Origin of the sequence: Pseudoduganella sp. R-32 (assembly GCF_049913245.1) — a bacterium.
Lineage (GTDB): Bacteria > Pseudomonadota > Gammaproteobacteria > Burkholderiales > Burkholderiaceae_D > Rugamonas.
Window position 1 is genome coordinate 5,633,371 of the sequence record NZ_CP183987.1, and the last position, 19,494, is coordinate 5,652,864.

At 60.9% G+C, this 19,494-nt stretch carries 21 protein-coding genes; 6 read left to right on the forward strand and 15 right to left on the reverse strand.

Going from position 1 to position 19,494, the window contains the following annotated elements:
- Position 1: 1 nt before the first annotated feature.
- The 4 genes from cysW to ACN9MU_RS25740 form a co-directional block, all read right to left on the reverse strand.
- Positions 2–886, reverse strand: coding sequence for a sulfate ABC transporter permease subunit CysW (gene cysW, locus ACN9MU_RS25725; protein WP_426163933.1), 885 nt, complete (start codon positions 884–886; stop codon positions 2–4).
- Positions 883–1,761 carry a sulfate ABC transporter permease subunit CysT gene (gene cysT / locus ACN9MU_RS25730; protein ID WP_426336296.1) on the reverse strand — a complete coding sequence of 293 codons (879 nt, stop codon included), beginning with the start codon at positions 1,759–1,761 and terminating at the stop codon, positions 883–885. The genes cysW and cysT overlap by 4 nt, the downstream gene beginning before the upstream one ends.
- Before the next feature lie 105 nt (positions 1,762–1,866).
- Entirely contained in the window at positions 1,867–2,640 is a 774-nt protein-coding gene (locus tag ACN9MU_RS25735; RefSeq protein WP_426319004.1) for a sulfite exporter TauE/SafE family protein, read from the reverse strand.
- A 195-nt stretch (positions 2,641–2,835) separates the two neighbouring features.
- The gene (locus ACN9MU_RS25740) at positions 2,836–5,247 is read right to left on the reverse strand and encodes a TonB-dependent receptor plug domain-containing protein (protein ID WP_426336297.1); all 2,412 of its coding nucleotides are present in this window, start codon (positions 5,245–5,247) and stop codon (positions 2,836–2,838) included.
- A 202-nt stretch (positions 5,248–5,449) separates the two neighbouring features.
- Between ACN9MU_RS25740 and ACN9MU_RS25745 the strand changes: the two genes are divergently transcribed.
- Positions 5,450–5,776: a hypothetical protein gene (locus ACN9MU_RS25745; RefSeq protein WP_426163942.1), complete on the forward strand. Its 327-nt coding sequence runs from the start codon at positions 5,450–5,452 to the stop codon at positions 5,774–5,776.
- A gap of 12 nt (positions 5,777–5,788) precedes the next feature.
- Here ACN9MU_RS25745 and ACN9MU_RS25750 read toward each other — a convergent pair whose 3' ends face one another.
- From ACN9MU_RS25750 to ACN9MU_RS25765, 4 genes are all read right to left on the reverse strand, one after another.
- Positions 5,789–6,427: a peroxiredoxin gene (locus ACN9MU_RS25750; RefSeq protein WP_426336298.1), complete on the reverse strand. Its 639-nt coding sequence runs from the start codon at positions 6,425–6,427 to the stop codon at positions 5,789–5,791.
- Positions 6,354–6,989, reverse strand: coding sequence for an RBBP9/YdeN family alpha/beta hydrolase (locus tag ACN9MU_RS25755; protein ID WP_426319006.1), 636 nt, complete (start codon positions 6,987–6,989; stop codon positions 6,354–6,356). Before ACN9MU_RS25755 ends, ACN9MU_RS25750 begins: the two co-directional genes overlap by 74 nt.
- Before the next feature lie 18 nt (positions 6,990–7,007).
- Positions 7,008–8,021 (reverse strand): sulfate ABC transporter substrate-binding protein, encoded by a 1,014-nt coding sequence (locus tag ACN9MU_RS25760; protein WP_426319007.1) that lies wholly within the window; start codon positions 8,019–8,021, stop codon positions 7,008–7,010.
- A gap of 94 nt (positions 8,022–8,115) precedes the next feature.
- Complete coding sequence (locus ACN9MU_RS25765) at positions 8,116–8,499, reverse strand: diacylglycerol kinase (protein ID WP_426343623.1); 384 nt, start codon at positions 8,497–8,499, stop codon at positions 8,116–8,118.
- Between the two features lie 87 nt (positions 8,500–8,586).
- On the opposite strand from ACN9MU_RS25765, the gene ACN9MU_RS25770 reads away from it, so the two are divergent.
- The gene (locus ACN9MU_RS25770) at positions 8,587–9,369 is read left to right on the forward strand and encodes an IclR family transcriptional regulator (protein WP_090441755.1); all 783 of its coding nucleotides are present in this window, start codon (positions 8,587–8,589) and stop codon (positions 9,367–9,369) included.
- Here the strand turns inward: ACN9MU_RS25770 and ACN9MU_RS25775 are convergent.
- From ACN9MU_RS25775 to ACN9MU_RS25785, 3 genes are all read right to left on the reverse strand, one after another.
- Positions 9,354–10,400 (reverse strand): serine hydrolase, encoded by a 1,047-nt coding sequence (locus ACN9MU_RS25775; RefSeq protein WP_426163953.1) that lies wholly within the window; start codon positions 10,398–10,400, stop codon positions 9,354–9,356. The two genes, ACN9MU_RS25770 and ACN9MU_RS25775, sit on opposite strands and share 16 nt — an antisense overlap.
- A gap of 153 nt (positions 10,401–10,553) precedes the next feature.
- The gene (locus tag ACN9MU_RS25780; protein WP_426319010.1) at positions 10,554–11,249 is read right to left on the reverse strand and encodes a nitroreductase; all 696 of its coding nucleotides are present in this window, start codon (positions 11,247–11,249) and stop codon (positions 10,554–10,556) included.
- Positions 11,250–11,258: 9 nt separating this feature from the next.
- Positions 11,259–12,119, reverse strand: coding sequence for a DMT family transporter (locus tag ACN9MU_RS25785; protein WP_426336299.1), 861 nt, complete (start codon positions 12,117–12,119; stop codon positions 11,259–11,261).
- 231 nt (positions 12,120–12,350) lie between these two features.
- Here ACN9MU_RS25785 and phaP point away from each other — a divergent pair, with 231 nt between their 5' ends.
- The 4 genes from phaP (at position 12,351) to ACN9MU_RS25805 (ending at position 15,687) form a co-directional block, all read left to right on the forward strand.
- Positions 12,351–12,908, forward strand: coding sequence for a TIGR01841 family phasin (gene phaP / locus ACN9MU_RS25790; protein WP_426343624.1), 558 nt, complete (start codon positions 12,351–12,353; stop codon positions 12,906–12,908).
- 198 nt (positions 12,909–13,106) lie between these two features.
- A complete protein-coding gene (locus ACN9MU_RS25795; RefSeq protein WP_426163961.1) occupies positions 13,107–13,739 on the forward strand; it encodes a helix-turn-helix transcriptional regulator in 633 nt (210 codons plus the stop codon).
- Entirely contained in the window at positions 13,729–14,721 is a 993-nt protein-coding gene (locus ACN9MU_RS25800; protein WP_426336301.1) for an ornithine cyclodeaminase family protein, read from the forward strand. Before ACN9MU_RS25795 ends, ACN9MU_RS25800 begins: the two co-directional genes overlap by 11 nt.
- A 12-nt stretch (positions 14,722–14,733) precedes the next feature.
- Positions 14,734–15,687 carry a threo-3-hydroxy-L-aspartate ammonia-lyase gene (locus ACN9MU_RS25805; protein ID WP_426163965.1) on the forward strand — a complete coding sequence of 318 codons (954 nt, stop codon included), beginning with the start codon at positions 14,734–14,736 and terminating at the stop codon, positions 15,685–15,687.
- A gap of 62 nt (positions 15,688–15,749) precedes the next feature.
- On the opposite strand, the gene ACN9MU_RS25810 is transcribed toward ACN9MU_RS25805, so the two are convergent.
- From ACN9MU_RS25810 to ACN9MU_RS25825, 4 genes are read right to left on the reverse strand one after another with little or no spacing between them, the layout of a single operon-like run.
- On the reverse strand, positions 15,750–16,472 hold the full coding sequence (locus ACN9MU_RS25810) for an ABC transporter ATP-binding protein (protein ID WP_426343625.1): 723 nt from the start codon (positions 16,470–16,472) through the stop codon (positions 15,750–15,752).
- The gene (locus ACN9MU_RS25815; protein WP_426163969.1) at positions 16,472–17,242 is read right to left on the reverse strand and encodes an ABC transporter ATP-binding protein; all 771 of its coding nucleotides are present in this window, start codon (positions 17,240–17,242) and stop codon (positions 16,472–16,474) included. Before ACN9MU_RS25815 ends, ACN9MU_RS25810 begins: the two co-directional genes overlap by 1 nt.
- Positions 17,243–17,253: 11 nt before the next feature.
- Positions 17,254–18,465 carry an ABC transporter permease subunit gene (locus tag ACN9MU_RS25820; RefSeq protein ID WP_426336303.1) on the reverse strand — a complete coding sequence of 404 codons (1,212 nt, stop codon included), beginning with the start codon at positions 18,463–18,465 and terminating at the stop codon, positions 17,254–17,256.
- Positions 18,466–18,478: 13 nt separating this feature from the next.
- Positions 18,479–19,408, reverse strand: a complete 930-nt coding sequence (locus ACN9MU_RS25825; RefSeq protein WP_426163973.1) for a branched-chain amino acid ABC transporter permease — start codon at positions 19,406–19,408, stop codon at positions 18,479–18,481.
- Positions 19,409–19,494: the final 86 nt, after the last annotated feature.

The window sequence follows — 19,494 nt, forward strand, 5'->3', positions numbered from 1 at the left end:
ATCAATGCTCCTTGGCGTCGTCGCCGTAATTTTCGTGCAGGCGCCATTCGATAAAGGTTTTCACTGCCAGGGTGACCAGCGCCAGCAATGCCAGCAGCGAGGCCACGGCAAAGGCGGCGGCAAAGTTGTATTCGTTGTAGAGGATCTCGACCTGCAGCGGCATGGTGTTGGTTTCGCCGCGGATATGGCCCGACACCACCGACACCGCGCCGAATTCGCCCATGGCGCGGGCGTTACACAGGATCACGCCATACAGCAGGCCCCACTTGATGTTCGGCAGGGTCACGCGGAAGAAGGTCTGCCAGCCGTTTGCGCCCAGCACCACGGCCGCTTCTTCCTCCTCGCTGCCCTGGGCCTGCATCAGCGGAATCAGTTCGCGCGCCACGAATGGGAAGGTGATGAACACGGTCGCCAGCACGATGCCCGGCACGGCGAACAGGATCTTGATGTCGTGCTCCGCCAGCCATGGTCCGAACCAGCCCTGGGCACCGAACAGCAGCACGTAGATCAGGCCCGAAATCACCGGCGACACCGAGAACGGCAAGTCGATCAGCGTCAGCAACAGGCTCTTGCCGCGGAATTCGAACTTGGTGATGGCCCAGGAAGCTGCCACGCCGAACACCAGGTTGAACGGCACCGCAATTGCGGCCGTCAACAGCGTGAGCTTGATGGCGGCAATCGAGTCGTCTTCCAGGATGGCGCTGGCATACACGTCCCAGCCCTTTTTCAGCGCTTCGGTGAATACTGCCACCAGCGGCACGAACAGGAACAGGGTCAGGAACGTCAGCGCCACGGTGATCAGCGCGTAGCGCACCCAGCGCGGTTCCAGCACGTCATGGCGTTGCGGCAGTTCGCCGCGGCGGATTGGCGTTACCGATGCGCTCATTTGGCATTCCTCCCGCGAGACCATGCCTGCAGCAGGTTAATCGTCAACAGCATGAGGAAAGAAGCCACCAGCATGACCACGGCGATGGCCGTGGCGCCGGCGTAGTCGTACTGTTCCAGCTTGGTGATGATGAACAGCGGTGTAATCTCTGACACCAGCGGCATATTGCCAGCGATGAAAATGACAGAGCCGAATTCCCCGGTGGCGCGGGCAAAGGCCAGTGCAAAGCCGGTCAGCAGCGATGGCAGGATGGTCGGGAATACCACGCGGCGGAAGGTCTGGAAGGCCGAGGCACCAAGGCTGGCGGCCGCTTCTTCCAGTTCGCGTTCAGCGTCTTCCAGCACCGGCTGCACGGTGCGCACCACGAAAGGCAGGCCGATAAAGGTCAGCGCAACAACCACGCCCAGCGGGGTGAAGGCGACCTTGATGCCCAGGACGCCTTCGATATATTGGCCGAACCAGCCGTTGGAGGAATACAAGGCGGTCAGGGTGATGCCGGCAACGGCTGTCGGCAGCGCGAAAGGCAGGTCGACCAGTGCATCGACAATGCGCTTGCCCGGGAATTGATAGCGCACCAGCACCCATGCCACGATGCCGCCAAAGAAGACGTTCAGCAAGGCGCCGATGAAGGATGCGCCGAAAGTCAGCTTGTATGAGGCGACCACGCGTTCCGAGGTGACGGCCGTCCAGAAGCCATCCCAGGTCATGGTGAAAGTCTTGAGGAAGATCGCCGATAGCGGGATCAGGACGATCAGGGTCAGGTACAGAATGGTGAAACCAAGCGACAAGTTGAAGCCGGGCATCACGCGGTATGGCGCTTTGCGGGCTTTGACCTCGCCTGCCGGCGTTCTTGTCGGCAACGCAACTGCTGACATGCTTGCTCCCTTATTACATTTTCGACTAACAGGAGCGCATGTTCGCATTCATGCGTTATAAACCAAACTACCCTTTTTTTATTTGCTTAGATGCCAAATCGGCAGTCATGCAACGAGTTTGGCGGCAACAGTCACCAGGACTGTCGCCAGCATGCCGCGCAAGATGCGTTCTGGCACGGACTTGGCGAACCAGGAGCCGATGGTAATACCAGGCACGGAGCCGACCAGCAAAGTCAGCAGCAAAGTCCAGTCGATGGAACCGAGCCACCAATGCCCTGCTGCGGCGATGGCAGTCAGCGGCACGGCGTAGGCGATGTCGGTGCCGGCCACTTCGGCCGGGGTGAGGCGGGGGTACATCAGTACCAGCAGGGTGGCGCCAACGGCACCTGCGCCGATGGAGGAAATCGTGACCAGGGTGCCCAGCACGGCGCCTGCAATGATAGTGGCGCTGCTCAGCGCCCTGCCCTGCAACTGTCGATCCGGGTGGGCCAGCATCCATGCCAGCATTTTCCCGCGGAACAGGATCGCCAGCACGGTCAGCATGACGGAACCGGCGATGCACAAGCGGATCAAATGGCCGATTTGCCTGTCGAGCGCGCCGAAATGCTTGAGGCCATAGGTGGCCACCAGGGCGGCTGGCAGGGCGCCATAGCATAGCAGGCGCACGATATCCCAGCGCACGGTGCCGCGCAGGCGATGGGTGGCCGTTCCCGCAGTCTTGGTAATGGAGGCAAAGGCCAGGTCAGTGCCAACCGCCACCGAGGGCGAAACCCCGAACATCAAGGTCAGGATCGGCGTCATGAGCGAACCGCCGCCAACGCCGGTCAATCCGACGAGCAGGCCTACGACAAAACCAGAAACGATGAACGACAGATCCATGCGAAATCCTTCCAAGATCCGCTAGGGTATGCGCAATCGCATGATATCTCAACAACGAAGTCCTTATTTGCTTATGACAAAAAAGGTAAAAGTCTGACTACCATACTTTAACGATTGGCGGATTGCCAGACCTGACCCCGACTTTCAAAAAAAAAGCGCCCCGGGGGGCGCTTGCAACGGGAAGTACCAACTTGCTTAGAAAGCGGTATCGAACTTCAGGTACATCGACCGGCCATTCACGCCGAATGGGCAGGTTTCCCAGCAGTACTTGAAGCCCAGTTTCGGGAAGTCGCCGCCATTGGTCCATTCGGATGGGTAAGTGTCGAACAGGTTGTTGACGCCGAAGGCCAGGGTGGTCTTCTTGCTAAAGCTGTAACGAATGCTCGAGTCGACGATCCATTTCGCGTCCCAGGTTTGCAGCGGGCTGAAACCTTCGCCCTGCACTTCGCCGTAGTAGTTGGCGCGGGCATTCACATTCCATTGGCCGATGGTGTAGTCGGCTGCAACAACGTGGTGCTTGCGGGGCTGGCCACGTTCGATCAAAGTCACCTGCGCCTGGTTGAACAACTGATCGCCGGTCAGCAAGCTGGATGGCGAGTGGCGTTTGGTCACTTCGGTCTTGTTGAAGCCTAACTGGCCGGACAGCACGAGCGTCGACGAGGTGAACTTGGTGGTGTGGTCGGCAACAATGTCCAGGCCGCGAGTCTTGGTGTCGACTGCGTTGGTAAAGAACTGCGCCTGGCCGACGCCCAGCGGGTTCAGCACGTTGGCGATCGGGCCGCCGCCGGCTTCTGGCGAGATCTCGCTGGAAAACACGATGCGGTCCTTGATCTTGATCTGGTACAGGTCAGCGGTCAGCGACATGTTCGACGCTGGACGCAGCACCATGCCCACCGAGGCGTTGCGCGAGGTTTCTTCCTTCAGCGGCTTGATGCCCAGCGCTGTCGTCACAGCGCTGCCCTCGCGCGCGGTCAGGGTTTCGGTCAGTTGGCCAGCCTGGTTCAGGTTGGTCGATACCGAGCTGTAGAACTTCTGCTGCACGCCTGGCGCGCGGAAGCCGGACGATACGCTGCCGCGCAGGCCGAATTGCTTGGTCGGGTCCCAGCGCGCGCTGAACTTGCCGGTGACGGTGTTGCCGAAGTCGGAGTACTTCTCGTAGCGCACGGCGGCGCCCAGCAGCAGGTCCTTGACCGGATGGTATTCGGTGTCAAGGAACAGGGCGATGTTGTGGCGGCCCTCGTCCACTGCGGTGGCCGGGGTATAGCCAGGGAAGCCCTGGGTGCCGGAAGCCGCTACGCCGCCATTCTGGTTCAGGATGGTGATTGCAGGGTTGTTGGTGCGGCCGTATTGGTAGGACACCGGATCGCCTGCGACAATCTCGTAGTTGTCACGGCGGTATTCGAAGCCGGTCGCCACGAACACTTCTTCGCTGCCGAATTTGACCGGCCCCTTCACGTCGGCGTTGAAGGTGGTCTGGTTGAATTTCAGCTTGCCGGTGTCGGCTTCGAACGGGGACTCGGCGTAGATGCCGCCGCCCGGTTTCGGCTCGTACCAGTAGGAGACGTTGATGGTCTGCTTCTCGTGGAAATCGAGCTCGCTCATGCCGTGGTTGATGCTGATGTCGGCCTTCCAGTCGTTAGGCAGGTCGCGGCGATAGCCGAAGGCGAACGATGCATCCTTCACGGTGGTGCGAATGTTCGGCAGGAAGCCTTCCGGATAAACAGCAGGCACGTTGCGGCCATCGCCTTTGGAGCGGAAGAAGCCGGACGAATCGCCCTTGCGCTTGGACACGCCGCCGAAGCTGTAAAACTCACTGGCCTTGTCGACCGGCAGCGCCGCGTTCCACCACAGGTAGGCATCCCTGGCGTCGCTGTCGCCGATGCGTTGGGTCACGCGCGGTGGATCGACGCGCAGCGAGTCTGGGCCGGCGCGGTTGGTTTCGTCGCGCTTGCGGCCTTCCAGGGACAGGTTGATGTAGCCGCCGTCTTCGCCCAGCGCCCAGCCGCGGTTCACGCTGCCGGAGACCATGTCGCCGTCGCCTTCCTTGGTGGTGCCGACCTGGCCGCTGAGGGCAGTTTCGTTCACGTTCGACTTCAGCACGATGTTGATCACGCCGGCAATCGCGTCCGAGCCGTACTGGGCGGCCGCGCCGTCGCGCAGCACTTCGATGTGGTGGATGGCCGACAGCGGAATCGCGTTGATGTCGGTACCGGCCGAACCGCGACCGATGGTCTGCTGCACGTTGACCAGCGCCTGCTGGTGGCGGCGCTTGCCGTTCACCAGCACCAGCAATTGGTCAGGGCCGAGCGAGCGCAGGGTCGCAGGGCGAATGATGTCGGTACCGTCGCTGATGAAGGTGGTGGAGAAGTTGAACGACGGGTCCAGGGTCTGCAGCAGCTTGCCCAGTTCCAGCGGGCCGGCAGTCTGCAAATCCTTGGCGTTGATCAGGCCAACCGGCGCGGCGGTATCCAGCGCGGTCTTGGCGGTTGCGCGCGAGCCCAGCACGACCACGGTCTGCTGTTCTTCGGCGGCTGGTTGAGCGGCGGTTTGTGCGTAAGCTTGCGATGTTGCCAGTAAAACAGCACTGGCGATGAGGGTGCGTTTCATAGGAATTCCGATCTCTCTAACGATTTTTATTTGGTGCCGCGAAAAAATACTAACCTCGCACAATTGAACTCACAAAGAAATAATTCATTTATGACAAGTGAATCAGCTGCCAACGTTGCATGAATGGAACAGCTGCAAGGCTATTGGCTTGTATTCAACCAAGTGCTACATTGTTCCCAAGCGATCCAAGGGAGGAAGTGTGATGACTGATGCTCTGTTGCTGACCGACCGTTTGTGCGACCTGACCGAAATGGCCTTGCAGGCCTATACCAAGTTCGAAAAGGCCACTGTCTACTGCACCGCCAAGCACCTGATGGCCGACTTCGAAGATGCGGGCCTACCGCTGGCAGCCTTCGACAAACTGTCCGCCATCCAGGCCAGCATCCTGGCGGCTGTCGAATTCGCCCCGCCAGGCGGCAAGAACAATCCCCAGTGCATCGTCAGCGCGCGCAACGAGATCGCGGCGCTGCGCGAAATGCTGAAGGAAAAAAAGCGCCCCGAAGGGCGCCTTCCAGAGCATTTGCACTAGTCTTTCGCGAACTTACTTGTTTGGTTGCGGCGTAATGCGCAAATAAGGACGCGGGGCCTTGTAGCCTGCCGGGTACTTCTGCTTGATCACTTCCGGATCCTGCACGGTGAGCGGGATGATCACGTCGTCGCCATCTTTCCAGTTGCCCGGGGTGGCGACGGTGTACCCGTCCGTCAGTTGCAGGGCATCGATCACGCGAAGCACTTCATCGAAGTTGCGGCCAGTGCTGAGCGGATAGGTGATCTGCAGCCGTACCTTTTTGGCCGGGTCGATCACGAATAGCGAGCGCACGGTGGCAGTGGCCGACTGGTTGGGGTGGATCATGTCGTACAACTCGGCCACCTTGCGGTCGGCGTCAGCGATGATCGGGAAACCGACAACGGTTTGCTGCGTCTCCTCGATATCCTTGATCCATTCCTTGTGCTTGTCGGCCGGGTCGACCGACAGTGCGACGGCCTTGACGTTGCGCTTGTCGAATTCCGGCTTCAGCCTGGCGGTCAGGCCCAGTTCAGTGGTGCAGACCGGCGTGAAGTCGGCCGGATGCGAGAACAGGACGACCCAGGAATCGCCTGCCCATTCATGAAACCTGATGCTGCCAATGCTGGAATCCTGTTCGAAGTCCGGTGCGGTATCGCCAAGGCGTAAACTCATTCTTCTTCTCCGTTGTTAAATTCGATGCGCGCTGCGCCAGGACTTGCAGCAGGCGCTGGCCAAACCGCCAGTCGCCCAAGCCCGATTCAGCGTTGATATGCCCCAGCGCTCCGGCGTTGACGAAGTCGCTGCCCCAGCGCTCCGCCCAGGTCTCGGCTTTCTCCACCGTCATCCACGGGTCGTTGGTGCTGGCCACCATGATCGATGGGCAAGGCAGTTCGCCGTGCGGCAGCAAGGAGCTGACCTGGAACTTGTCGGGATCGGCAGGCCCCACCAGCAAGACGCCCGCCACGTGGGGGGAGGTTGAACGCGACAGGCTCAATGCGGTGGTGAGGCAGCCGAAACTGTGTGCAACGATCAGGGTCGGGCGGCGGTCCTCGTCCAGTACTTCATCCAGGCGATCGGCCCAGCGCAGCAGGACCGGATCGCTCCAGCGCTTCTGCTCTACCCGCTGGAAGCGCGGGTACAGGCGCTGCCAGCGGGATTGCCAGTGATCGGGCCCGCTGTTATGCAGGCCTGGCGCGACCAGGACGCGGAATTGGTTCAGTTGTTGGATCGCCATGCGGCCCTCCGTTGCGTGTTATTGGCCGGCGACCTTGGCGCCTGGCTGGTAGATCTGGTCGAACACGCCGCCGTCGGCAAAGTGCGTTTTCTGCGCGGTGGTCCAGTCGCCGGCGACGTCGGTGATCTTGAACAGCTTCACGTTCGGAAATTGGGCGGCGTACTTCTTCGCCTCTTTCTCGATGCCCGGGCGGTAGTAGTTCTTGGCGATGATGGCCTGGGCCTGGTCGGTGTACAGGAAGTTCAGGTAGGCCTCGGCCACTTTGCGCGTGCCGCGCTTGTCGACCACTTTATCGACCACAGCGACCGGCGGTTCGGCCAGGATCGACACCGAAGGCGCCACGATTTCCACCTTGTCCGGACCAAGTTCCTTGATCGCCAGCAGGGCTTCGTTTTCCCAGGCGATCAGCACGTCGCCGATGCCGCGCTCCACAAAGGTGGTGGTGGCGCCACGCGCGCCGGAATCGAGCACGGGTACGTTCTTGTACAGTTTTTTCAGGAATTCGCGGGCCGTGGCATCGCTGCCGCCAGGCTGGCGCAAGGCGTAGCCGTAAGCGGCCAGGTGGTTCCAGCGGGCGCCGCCGGAAGTCTTGGGATTCGGGGTGATCACTGCGACACCAGGCTTGACCAGGTCGTTCCAGTCCTTGATGCCTTTCGGGTTGCCCTTGCGGACCAGGAAAACGATGGTGGAGCTGTAGGGGGTGGCGTTATGGGCCAGGCGCTTCTGCCAGTCCTTGTTCACCAGGCCCCTTTCGGCGATCGCATCGATGTCGTAGGCCAGGCCCAGGGTGACCACATCGGCTTCCAGGCCGTCGATCACGGCGCGTGCCTGCTTGCCCGAGCCGCCGTGCGACTGCTTGATCTTCACGTTGTCGCCGGTCTTGGCTTTCCATTCCTTCGCGAAGGCGGTGTTGACGTCCTGGTACAGTTCGCGGGTTGGGTCGTAGGAGACGTTGAGCAAGCTCACGTCGGCTGCCTGCGCCACTGCGGCAGTGGCGAACAAGGCGGCGGCAATCAGTTTCCTGGACAGCATCTGGTTTCCCCTTTTGTGTTTGGAGATGCCAGATTAACTGCCCCTTATATAAATGCGAACGAATGTTTTCTTCGTTCGTTATACCGGAAAGTAATTAATAGAAGCGATTGACCAGCACCACCAGCCAGGTTGCGCCCGACAGCAGGCAAGCCAGCAGCACGGCGGCGCTGCCAAAGTCCTTGGCATTCTTGGACAAGGGGTGGCGTTCCAGCGAAACGCGGTCCACCACGGCTTCAATCGCAGAATTGATGAGCTCGACGATCAGCACGATGACCATGCTGCCAATCAACACCAGTTTTTGGAAGGTAGAAACAGGCAACAACAGGGCAGCAATGGTGCCGACCACGAAAACGAAGAGTTCCTGGCGGAAGGCGTGTTCAGAGCGGATGGCGGTCTGCAGGCCTTCGAGGGAGTAAAAAAAGGCCGAAAAAATGCGTTTCAGGCCGCTCTTGCTTTTAAATTCACTAGTAGGTTCCATGGACACGGATTATAGCGACAGAATTCCCATTTTTTTCACATCATGGTATAAATAAGTCTGCTTATACCGCACTGCACCAACCACATCATGAAAAGCGAAACCCTGCCCCCGCAGGAGCCGAAAACGACCATCCAGGTGATCGACCGCATGACGGCCCTGCTTGACGCCCTGGCGAAATACCCCGATCCGGTCAGCCTGAAGGAGCTTTCCAAGGTCTCCGGCCTGCACCCTTCCACCGCCCACCGTATCCTGAACGACCTGGTGGTGACCCGCTTTGTCGACCGTGTCGAGCCCGGCACCTACCGCCTCGGCATGCGCCTGCTGGAACTCGGAAATGTGGTGAAGAGCCGCCTGTCGGTGCGCGAAGCTGCGCTCGATTCGATGCGTGCCCTGCACAAGAAAACACAGCAGACCATCAACTTGTCTGTACGCCAGGGTGACGAGATCGTCTACATCGACCGTGCCTACTCCGAACGCTCGGGCATGCAGGTGGTACGCGCCATCGGCGCTCGCGGCCCGCTGCACCTGACGTCGACCGGCAAGCTGTTCCTGTCGGTGGACGAGCCAAAGGCGATCCGTGCCTATGCCACCCGCACCGGGCTGGCCGGCCACAACAAGAATTCGATTACCGACCTGGCCCGCCTCGAGCGCGAACTGAGCCTGGTGCGTGCACGCGGCTATGCACGTGACAATGAGGAACTGGAACTGGGCGTGCGCTGCATGGCGGCCGGCATCCGCGACGATTCCGGCAAACTGGTAGCAGGCTTGTCGATTTCTGCGCCGGCGGACCGGCTGCAGGATGATTGGCTGGAAGACCTGGTCAATACCGCCAACCAGATCTCCGCAACCCTGGGTTACATACCCGAGTAAGACTGGGCGCTGGTGCTGGCGCCGCTGACGTTTTCACCGAAGGTTGGCTTGAGCGCGGCCAACCACTTCTTCATGCGGGTGGCGTCGGCCACACGTGCTGCGGTGCCCTTGGCATCCAGCAGCACCATGATGACGGCGCGGCCTTCAATCATGGCCTGCATGATCATGCAACGGCCGGCTTCGTTGATGAAGCCGGTTTTCTGCAAGCCGATTTCCCAGCCCGAGTTCGGCGCTACCAAGCGGTTGGTGGTGCCAAAGGTTACCGGACGGCCGCTGTTTTCCACCACGGCTTTCGGGTCGGTCGAGAATTCGCGCAGGATCGGGTGTTCGTATGCAGCCTGCACCAGCTTGGCCAGGTCGCGTGCGCTGGCCACATTCATCTTGGACAGGCCGCTGGAATCGACATAATGGGTGTCGTTCATGCCCAGCGACTGCGCCTTTTCATTCATCGCCTGCACGAAAGCAGGCAAGCCGCCCGGATAGTTGCGCCCCAGGGCGGAGGCAGCGCGGTTTTCCGAACTCATCAGCGCGATGTGCAGCATATTGCGGCGGGTCAGGCGGTCGCCCACTTTCAGGCGGGACGAGCTGAATTTCTCGCGGTCGACGTCTTCGTCGGTCACGGTCAGCTCTTCATCCAGGTCCTGGTTGGCTTCCACCACCACCAGGCCGGTCATCATCTTGGTGATCGAGGCGATCGGCAAAGCCACGCCGGCGTTCTTTTCAAACAGGACTTCAGAGTTGGCCTGGTCCAGGACCAGGGCCACGTTCGATTTCAGGTCCAGCGGATCACGCGTCAGGTTCAGGCCCGCCAGGTCGCCCATGGTCGGACGGCTGACGTCGGGCACTTTGGTCACGCGCTGGTAAACGATCTTGTTACGGCCACGCACAATGACGCTGCGCTTGACCATTTGGGATTTCGTCGCCGGGGCAGCGTAACGGGTACCAGCTTTCTTGACGGCCGCTTGTGCAGATCCCATTGAAGCCGATGCGCAAAGCAAGGACACAAGCACGCTGATAGCAAGTTTGTTCATTCGTCATTCCCCGGTGTGAAACAGCAGAATCGCTAGTTGCAGTGTAGCAAAATCAGTTTACTGCGCAAGCAAAATCGGACTTTTCTTCACCAATGTTTTCAGCCCCACAATACACATTTCCCATAGTGATGCGGGGCTACAACGAAAGCTTGTTCACTCCATAAATTTAACAAATTTGGCAATCGGCTCGCGCTCGGTAACCAACGTGTTTTCAATTTTGCCACTATCTGCAAAACCAAGCGACATCCCGCATACAACAGTTTCGCTGGCCGGCAGGCCCAGCACCTCGCTGATGATGCGGTGGTACTGGGTGAAAGCCGCTTGCGGGCAGGTATCGAGTCCGCGGCCGCGCGCGGCCACCATGATATTTTGCAAAAACATTCCATAATCGAGCCAGGACCCTTGTTCCATGATGCGGTCGATGGTAAAGATCATGCCAACCGGCGCATCGAAGAACTCGAAATTGCGGCCATGCTGGGCGGCCATGCCGGTCTTGTTCTCCCGCGTCAGGCCAAGCAGCGCGTAAAGGTCCCAGCCTACCTTGCGGCGGCGGTCGATGTAGGGCGAGACCCATTCGCGCGGGTAGTACGCATATTCCTCGCTGTGCAGCTTGTTCTGCTCGGGGTCGGCATAGGCGGCCAGGATCTTGGCGGACAGGGCTTCCTTCATGGCGCCAGTCAACACATAGACTTGCCAGGGCTGGGTATTGGTGCCGGACGGTGCGCGTGCAGCCACTTCCAGGATGGCTTCGATATCTTCGCGCGGCACCGGGGTTGGCAGGAATGCGCGGATCGAACGGCGCGAGGTGATGGCCGCGTCGACGGCCTGCTGTGCTGGGGAGCTGATCATGATTGTCGCCTATCTGGGTTGCTTAACCACAAATATTACTCCAATCACTGCGAGCGCCATACCGGCAACGCCCATCCAGTTCAGGACTTCGCCGAACATGGCCCAGGCCATGATGGCCGTGGTGGGCGGTGTCAAATAGAGCAGGCTTGTGACCTGGGTCGCGTCGCTGCGGCGGATCAGCGCAAACAGGAGGAAGATCGCACCGATGGACAGGGCGAGCACGGACCAGGCCCAGGCGCCAAGGAATTGCGGCGTCCACCGAATCGAATCCATGTCTTCCAGCAGCCAGGCAAAAGGCAGGACCGCGGCAAACGAAGTGGCGAACTGGATCACGGTGCCAGTGCGCAGGTCGAACTTGGGACAAAAGTGCTTTTGATAGAGCGTACCGGCCGTAATCGACAACAAGGCGAAGACAGCCAATGCAATCGCCTGCCAACTGAGTCCAACCAGCGTGATCTTCGCGTAAACGACCAGGGCCACCCCGCCCAGTCCGAATGCCAGTCCAAGCCATTGGCGCGGACGCACCCGCTCACCAATCAACGGTGCAGCAAAAGCCGTCAGGATAGGTTGCATGCCCACGATGAGGGCTGACAGCCCGGCCGGCATGCCGAGTTTGATGGCGCACCAGACTCCACTCAGGTAGCCGGCCTGCAGCAACAGGCCGGCGGCCGCCACATGGCCAACCTTCCCTTTCGGCCACGGCGCGCGCAGCACCAACACGGCCGGCGCCAGGATCGCCAACACACCCAGGAAGCGCAGCAGCAGGAAGGTCAGAGGAGGCGCATAAGGCAGGCCATAGCGGGCCACAATAAACCCGGTACTCCAGAGGAAAACGAAGAATAAGGGGATAGGAGAAAAGAGGGAGCGCATCCGGCGATTCTAGCACCGAGGCCAAATGCCCTGCTGGGCAGCAATAATTATGACTTTTCTGGCCAGAAACCCTTTACCAACAGGAAGTTGGTTACTTTGTGCAATGCACAAAAACTGCTTGACTTTGATTCCCGAACCCGGATAATCGCCTTTGTTGCGTTGCACAATGCGTTGTTTTCCGTTGCAGAAACATCAAGTTCCAACGACTAATTCACTTATTTGGAGAGTCAAATGTTTGCGATTCCTGAGCAGTTTTCTAATGCCACCAAGGCAAACTTCGAAAGCCAATTCGCACTCTTTTCTTCGCTGACCAACAAAGCCTTCGAAGGCGTTGAGAAGTTCGTCGATCTGAACATCACCGCTGCCAAGGCATCGCTGGAAGAATCGTCGGTCGCTACCAAGCAGCTGCTGGCTGCCAAGGACCCGCAAGAGTTCTTCACGCTGACCGCTGCCCAGGCCCAGCCAGTTGCAGAGAAAGCCATCGCTTACGGCCGTCACCTGGCATCGATCGCAACCGGCACCGGCGCTGAATTCAGCAAGGCCGCCGAAAGCCAGATCGCCGAGACCAACCGCAAGGTGATCTCCCTGGTTGACGAAGTGAGCAAGAACGCCCCAGCCGGCAGCGAAAGCGCCGTGGCCCTGTTCAAGTCCGCCCTGAACAACGCCAACGCCGGCTACGAGCAGTTCACCAAGAGCGCCAAGGCTGCTGCTGAAACCTTCGAAGCCAACGTGAACGCTGCCGTGAACCAGTTCACCGCTGTTGCGGCCAACGGCGCCAAGAAGCAGTAATTGATCTACCCGCCGGCCCCAGCGGCCGGCGGCATCGCTGTACGCAGGTCTCCTCGGCATCCGTGGTTTCCTCTCAGCGGGTGTCCTTCCCGAGCCCCGGCAAAGTCCGGGGCTTTTTTTTGTTTACGCCGCTGGATCAGTTGCCCAACCAAGCGCGGCCTCGTTTACATTTAATCTAAAACGAGATAATCTGTCTTAATGACAAAACGCACTCCCGAACAGCAGCATCTGCTGGACCAGATCAAGCATGTGGCCGATGGACTTGGCCGGACGCTGGCGCCATTCACTGAAGTGGTGCTGCACGACTTGCTCGATCCGGGTCATGCCGTGCTGGCCATCCATAACAACCTGTCCGGCCGCACGGTTGGCGAACCGGCGACGGAGCTGGGCCTGGCGCGGATTGCCGATCCGGCGTTCCCGCAAGTGCTGGCCAACTACCCCAACACCTTCCCCGACGGCCGCCCCGCAAAGAGCACTTCCGTCGGCATCAAGGACAGCGATGGCCAGTACATTGCAGCGCTTTGCATGAACGTGGACCTGAACCTGTTCCGCAGCCTGCAGGCGATGCTGGGCCAGTTCAGTAACGTCGACCCGGCCGCAGCAGTGATCGAGTCGCTCGCCCCGGCGGCGGGTGCAGATGCGATCCGCGCGCATATCGAACAATTCGCCGCACGCCTTTCCACCACGCCGCGCGCACTGAAGGCCGACGACCGCCGCGCCCTGCTGCGTGAACTGGGCGACGCAGGCCTATTGGAAATGCGGCGCTCGATGGAAACCATCGCAGCCCACTTGGGCGTCTCCCGCGCCACGGTCTACAACTATGCGAAATAACGATGCCCGCCTGTTGATACTGGACCGCGACGTCGTCGCCGCGCTGCTGCAACCGGACGACGTGTACGCTGCCGTGCGCGAAGCCTTTGCCTTGCACGCAGCGCGTGCCGCGCGCGTCTTCCCATTGGTGCGTGAAGAGCTGCCAGGGAGCGCGGTGTTCGGCATCAAGTCTGGCGATGCGCCATCGCAAGAGCTGCTGGGATTTAAAGCCGCTGGTTTCTGGCCTGCCAATCGCGAGGCTGGCGGCGACGCGCACCAGGCGACCATCATGCTGATCGACCCGCGCACCGGCCGCCCGCTATGCATCGCCGACGGTAACGCTGTGACGACCGCACGCACCGCTGCTGCAGGCGCGCTTGGGCTTCAGCTGTTGGCGCGAGCCGATAGCGAACAGTTGTGCGTGTTCGGCACCGGTGTGCAAGCGCGTGGACATGTGGAGTATGCGCTGCACGCCCTGCCCTCCCTCAAGCGCGTGCGATATGTGAGTTCCGATGGCCGGCAAGCCCCTGCATTCGAAGCGCTGTTCGCCGGGCGCTGCGAGGTCGCATTGGCTGGCGGCGCTCGCACTGCGGCTGCAGATGCAGCAGTTGCGGCATCGGACGTAATCATCACGACAACACCTGGCCACGGCATGCTGTTCAGTGCAGATGCAGTGCGCGCGGGAACACACATCAACGCTGTCGGCGCCGACACGCAAGGCAAGCGCGAGCTGCCCGCGGGGCTGCTGGAGCGCTCCCGCGTATGGGCCGACGACCTGCCGCAGGCGCGGCACATCGGCGAACTGCAATGGGCCAGCGAGCTGCCGGCAGCAGAACTTGGCGAACTGATCGCGGCACGTGCGGGCGCAGCGCCACGCGCGCCGGGCGACATCACGATTTTTGACATGACGGGCATCGCCCTGCAGGACCTCACCACGGTGCGCATGCTATATGAGCGCGCCCTCGCCAACAACATGGGCCAGAACATCCCCTGGCCCTGGTAAGGAAGGAGAACCATGAGCATCACATACGAAGACGTCGTCGCGGCAGCCGGCCGCATTGAAGGCCACGCTCACCGCACGCCAGTGCTGACCTCCCGCACCGCCAACGAAGAATTGGGCGCGGAGATTTTCTTCAAGGCCGAGAACATGCAGCGCATGGGCGCCTTCAAGTTCCGCGGCGGCTTCAACGCCCTCTCGCGCTTCAACGAGGCGCAGCGCAAGGCTGGCGTGGTAGCCTTCTCGTCCGGCAACCACGCGCAGGCGATTGCGTTGTCGGCGAAGCTGCTGGGCATTCCGGCCACGATCATCATGCCCGAAGACGCCCCGGCATCGAAGATCGCCGCCACGCGCGGCTACGGCGGCAACGTGGTGACGTATGACCGCTACAAGGAAGACCGCGAAGCCATCGGCCGCAAGCTGGCTGAAGAAAAGGGCATGACGCTGATTCCGCCTTACGACCATGCCGACGTGATTGCCGGCCAGGGCACTGCGGCCAAGGAACTGTTCGAGGAAGTGGGCGAGCTTGATTACTTCTTCGTCTGCCTGGGCGGCGGCGGCCTGCTCTCGGGTTCCGCGCTGGCGACGCGCGCACTGTCGCCGAAGTGCAAGCTGTACGGCGTGGAGCCGGAAGCCGGCAACGACGGGCAGCAATCGTTCCGCAGCGGCTCGATCGTGCATATCGATACGCCGAAGACGATCGCCGATGGCGCGCAAACGCAGCACCTCGGCTCGCTGACCTTCCCCATCATCCAGCGCGACGTGGACGACATCCTGACCGTCAGCGATGCGGAACTGGTGGACGCGATGCGCTTCTTCGCCTCGCGCATGAAGATCGTCGTCGAGCCGACCGGCTGCCTGGGCTTCGCGGCAGCACGAAAGATGAGGGAAGAACTGCGCGGCAAGCGCGTGGGTGTGCTGATCAGCGGCGGCAACGTCGACATCGAACGCTTCGCCGCCCTGCTCGCGTAAACTGAAGAGCCCGTGTCACACCGTGGGGTCAGCCCCCAAGGTGTGACACGGGCTCTTCAGTATTATTCGCCGAGGTAGGCGGCCTTGACGCGCGGGTCGTGCAGCATGTCTTCCGCGTTGCCGGTCATGGTGACCGAGCCGGATTCCATGACATAGCCGCGGTTGGCCGCTTGCAGCGCCAGCTTGGCGTTCTGTTCCACCAGCAGGATGGTGATGCCCTGCTTGTGCACGTCGCGGATCACTTCGAAGATCTTCTCGACCATGATCGGCGACAGGCCCATGGAAGGCTCGTCCAGCAGCAGCAGGTGCGGATGGCACATCAGCGCGCGCGCCATGGCCAGCATCTGCTGCTCGCCGCCGGACAGGGTGCCGGCCAGCTGCGAAGCACGTTCTTTCAGGCGCGGGAACACGCCGAACCATTTCTCGATATCAGCTGCAATCGCGGCCTTGTCGTTCATGGTGTAGGCGCCCATCATCAGGTTTTCGGTGATGGTCATGCGGGTGAACACGCCACGGCCTTCCGGCACCATCGCCAGCTTTTTCTCCACCAGGTGGAAGGACTGCGAGCCTTTCAGCGACTGGCCGATATAGGCCACGGTGCCCTCCACTTTGCACGGCGGCAGGGTGCCTGTGATCGCCTTCAGCGTGGTGGTCTTGCCGGCGCCATTGGCGCCGATCAGGGTGACCAGTTCGCCTTCGTTGACTTCCAGGTCGATTCCCTTGACTGCCTTGATGCCGCCGTAGGCGACCTTCAGGCCCGAAACTTTCAGTACATTGGCGCCCATCAGTGCGCTCCTCCCAGATAGGCTTCAATCACTGCTTTATTGCTCTGGATTTCGGCGGGCAAGCCTTCGGCAATCAGCTTGCCGTATTCCAGCACGCTGATGCGGTCGCACAGGCCCATCATCAGCTTCACGTCGTGCTCAATCAGGAGCACGGTCTTGCCTTCGTTCTTGATCTTGACCAGCAGTTCGCGCAGCGCCAGTTTCTCGGTCGCGTTCATGCCGGCCGCCGGTTCGTCCAGCGCCAGCAACTGCGGATCGGTCGCCAGTGCACGGGCGATCTCCAGGCGGCGCTGGTCGCCGTATGACAGGTACTTCGAGGTACGGCTGGCAAACTGGCCGATGCCGACGAAGTCCAGCAGCTCCTGGGCGCGTTTGCGGATTGCCGCCTCTTCTTCACGCGCAGCCTTGTGGCGGAAGATGGCGCCGAACACGCCCTGGTGCGAGCGCACGTGGCGCCCCACCATCACGTTTTCCAGCGCGGTCATTTCACCGAACAGGCGGATGTTCTGGAAGGTGCGGGCAATGCCTGCCTTGGCTACCGCGTGCGGAGCGGATGGCGAGTATGGCTTGCCGGCCAGCTCGAAGGTGCCCGTATCCGGCTGGTACAGGCCGGTGATCACGTTGAAGAACGTGGTCTTGCCGGCGCCGTTGGGACCGATCAGGCCGTAGATCTGGCCCTTGTTGATCTTGATGCGCACGTCGGTCAGCGCCTGCAGGCCGCCGAAGCGCTTGTTGACGCCTTCGATATTCAGGATTACTTGTTCGTTCATCTCTACTAACCTCATGCTGCCATGACGCCGGTCGACTGGCCTTTGGAGTCCGAGTCCGCATCCGGACGCTCTTCATGCTTGGGCGAAGGCCACAGGCCCGCAGGACGGGTCAGCATGATCACCACCATGGCCAGGCCGTACAGCAACTGGCGCAGCACTTCGGATTCGATCAGCACCTTGCCGAACAGTTTCATTTGCAGCGGTTCCACCACATGGCGCAGGATTTCCGGCAGCGCCGCCAGCAGCGCACCGCCCAGCACCACGCCCGGAATATGTCCGATGCCGCCCAGCACCACCATCGCCAGCACCGCGATCGACTCGGTCAGCGAGAACGATTCCGGCGAAACGAAGCCCTGGAAGGAAGCGAACATGGCTCCAGCCACGCCGCCGAAGGTTGCGCCCATCGAAAACGCCAGCAGCTTCACGTTACGCGTATTGATGCCCATTGCCTTTGCCGCGATTTCGTCTTCGCGGATCGCCACCCAGGCACGGCCCAGGCGCGAGTGCTGCAGACGCGAAGTGACAAACACAGTCGCGATAGTCAGCACCAGGAACAGGAAGTAGTAGGCGTTCACCGAAGGCATCGAGAAGCTGCCGATGAACACCGTGGCGCGCGAGCCCTGCTCGCCGGCCAGGTTCACGCCGAACACGCGGATCGGGTCGATCAGGTTGATGCCCTGCGGGCCGTTGGTGATATTGACCGGATCATTCAGGTTGTTCATGAAGATACGGATGATTTCACCGAAGCCCAGCGTCACGATGGCCAGGTAGTCGCCGCGCAGCTTCAGCGTCGGCGCGCCGAGCAGCGCACCGAACAGGCCCGCCAGGGCAGCAGCCATCGGCACGATCACCCATACCGACAGGTGAATGCCGTTGGTGCGGATGTCTTCACCCAACACTGCCGCCAGCGCCTCGCCAACGGCGGGATTCATGTTGATCAACGATTCCAGCACGGTCGCGAACTGCGGCGATGCCAGGAGGCCGGTCATGTAAGCGCCCACCGCGTAGAACGCGATGTAGCCCAGGTCCAGCAGGCCGGCAAAGCCCACCACGATATTCAGGCCCACGGCCAGCATGATGTACAGCAGCGCCAGGTCGGCAATACGCACCCACGAATTACCGAAAGGCGCGGCCGCGAACGGGAAGATGATCAACGCGGCCAACAGCAGCGCCAAACTGATGTAGGCCTGCTTTGGATTTTTTTGAATGTTAAAGTTCAACATAGTCACATCCCCATCAGGCGCGGTCGGCCACGCGTTCGCCCATGATGCCGGACGGACGCACCGTCAACACCAGGATCAGTACGATGAAGGCGAAGATATCCTGGTAGTGCGAACCCAGGAACCCGCCGGTGAGTTCACCGATATAGCCGGCGCCGAGAGCCTCGATAATGCCCAGCACGATGCCGCCGATCATGGCGCCGTAGATATTGCCGATACCGCCCAGCACCGCAGCGCAGAAAGCCTTCAGTCCAGGCATGAAGCCCATCGCAAACTGGATGGAGGCATAGTTGGCGCCCCACATCACGCCTGCCACGGCAGCCAGTGCCGCGCCGATCGCGAAGGTTGCGACGATGATCTTGTTCGAGTCCACGCCCATCAGGCCGGCCACGCGCGGATTCTCGGCTACGGCGCGCATTGCACGCCCCATCCGGGTGCGCTCCACCAGCATCACCAGGCCGAACATCGAAATGGCAGCCAGCACCAGCAGCAGCACCTGGGTCACCGTGATCACGGCGCCGCCCACCATGATTGGTTCGGTCGGCAGCAGTTGCGGGAATGGCAGCGGGTTGCGGCCCCAGATCATCATGGCGAAAGTCTGGAGCAGGTAGGACACGCCAATGGCGGTGATCAGCGGAGCGAGGCGCGGCGCGTTGCGCAAGCGGCGGTAGGCGATGCGCTCGATCAGGATATTCACGAGCATACATGCCGGAATCGCGCCGATAATGGCGATGCCCAGTTGGACATAGCCTGGCAGGCCAGGCGCATACACGCCCAACAAATTCAGGATGGAGAGGCCGATCATCGCGCCGATCATCAGCACGTCGCCGTGGGCGAAGTTAATCAGGTTCAGCACGCCGTACACCATCGTATAACCGAGGGCGACCAGCGCATACATACTGCCCAGCACCAGGCCGTTAAGAATTTGTTGGATAAAGGTATCCATCGAGTATGCCCTTTAGAACTATAAAAAACGGCACCCAAGGTTTCCCTCGTGGTGCCGCCGTTTGGAAGCGTTCGCCATGATAGCGA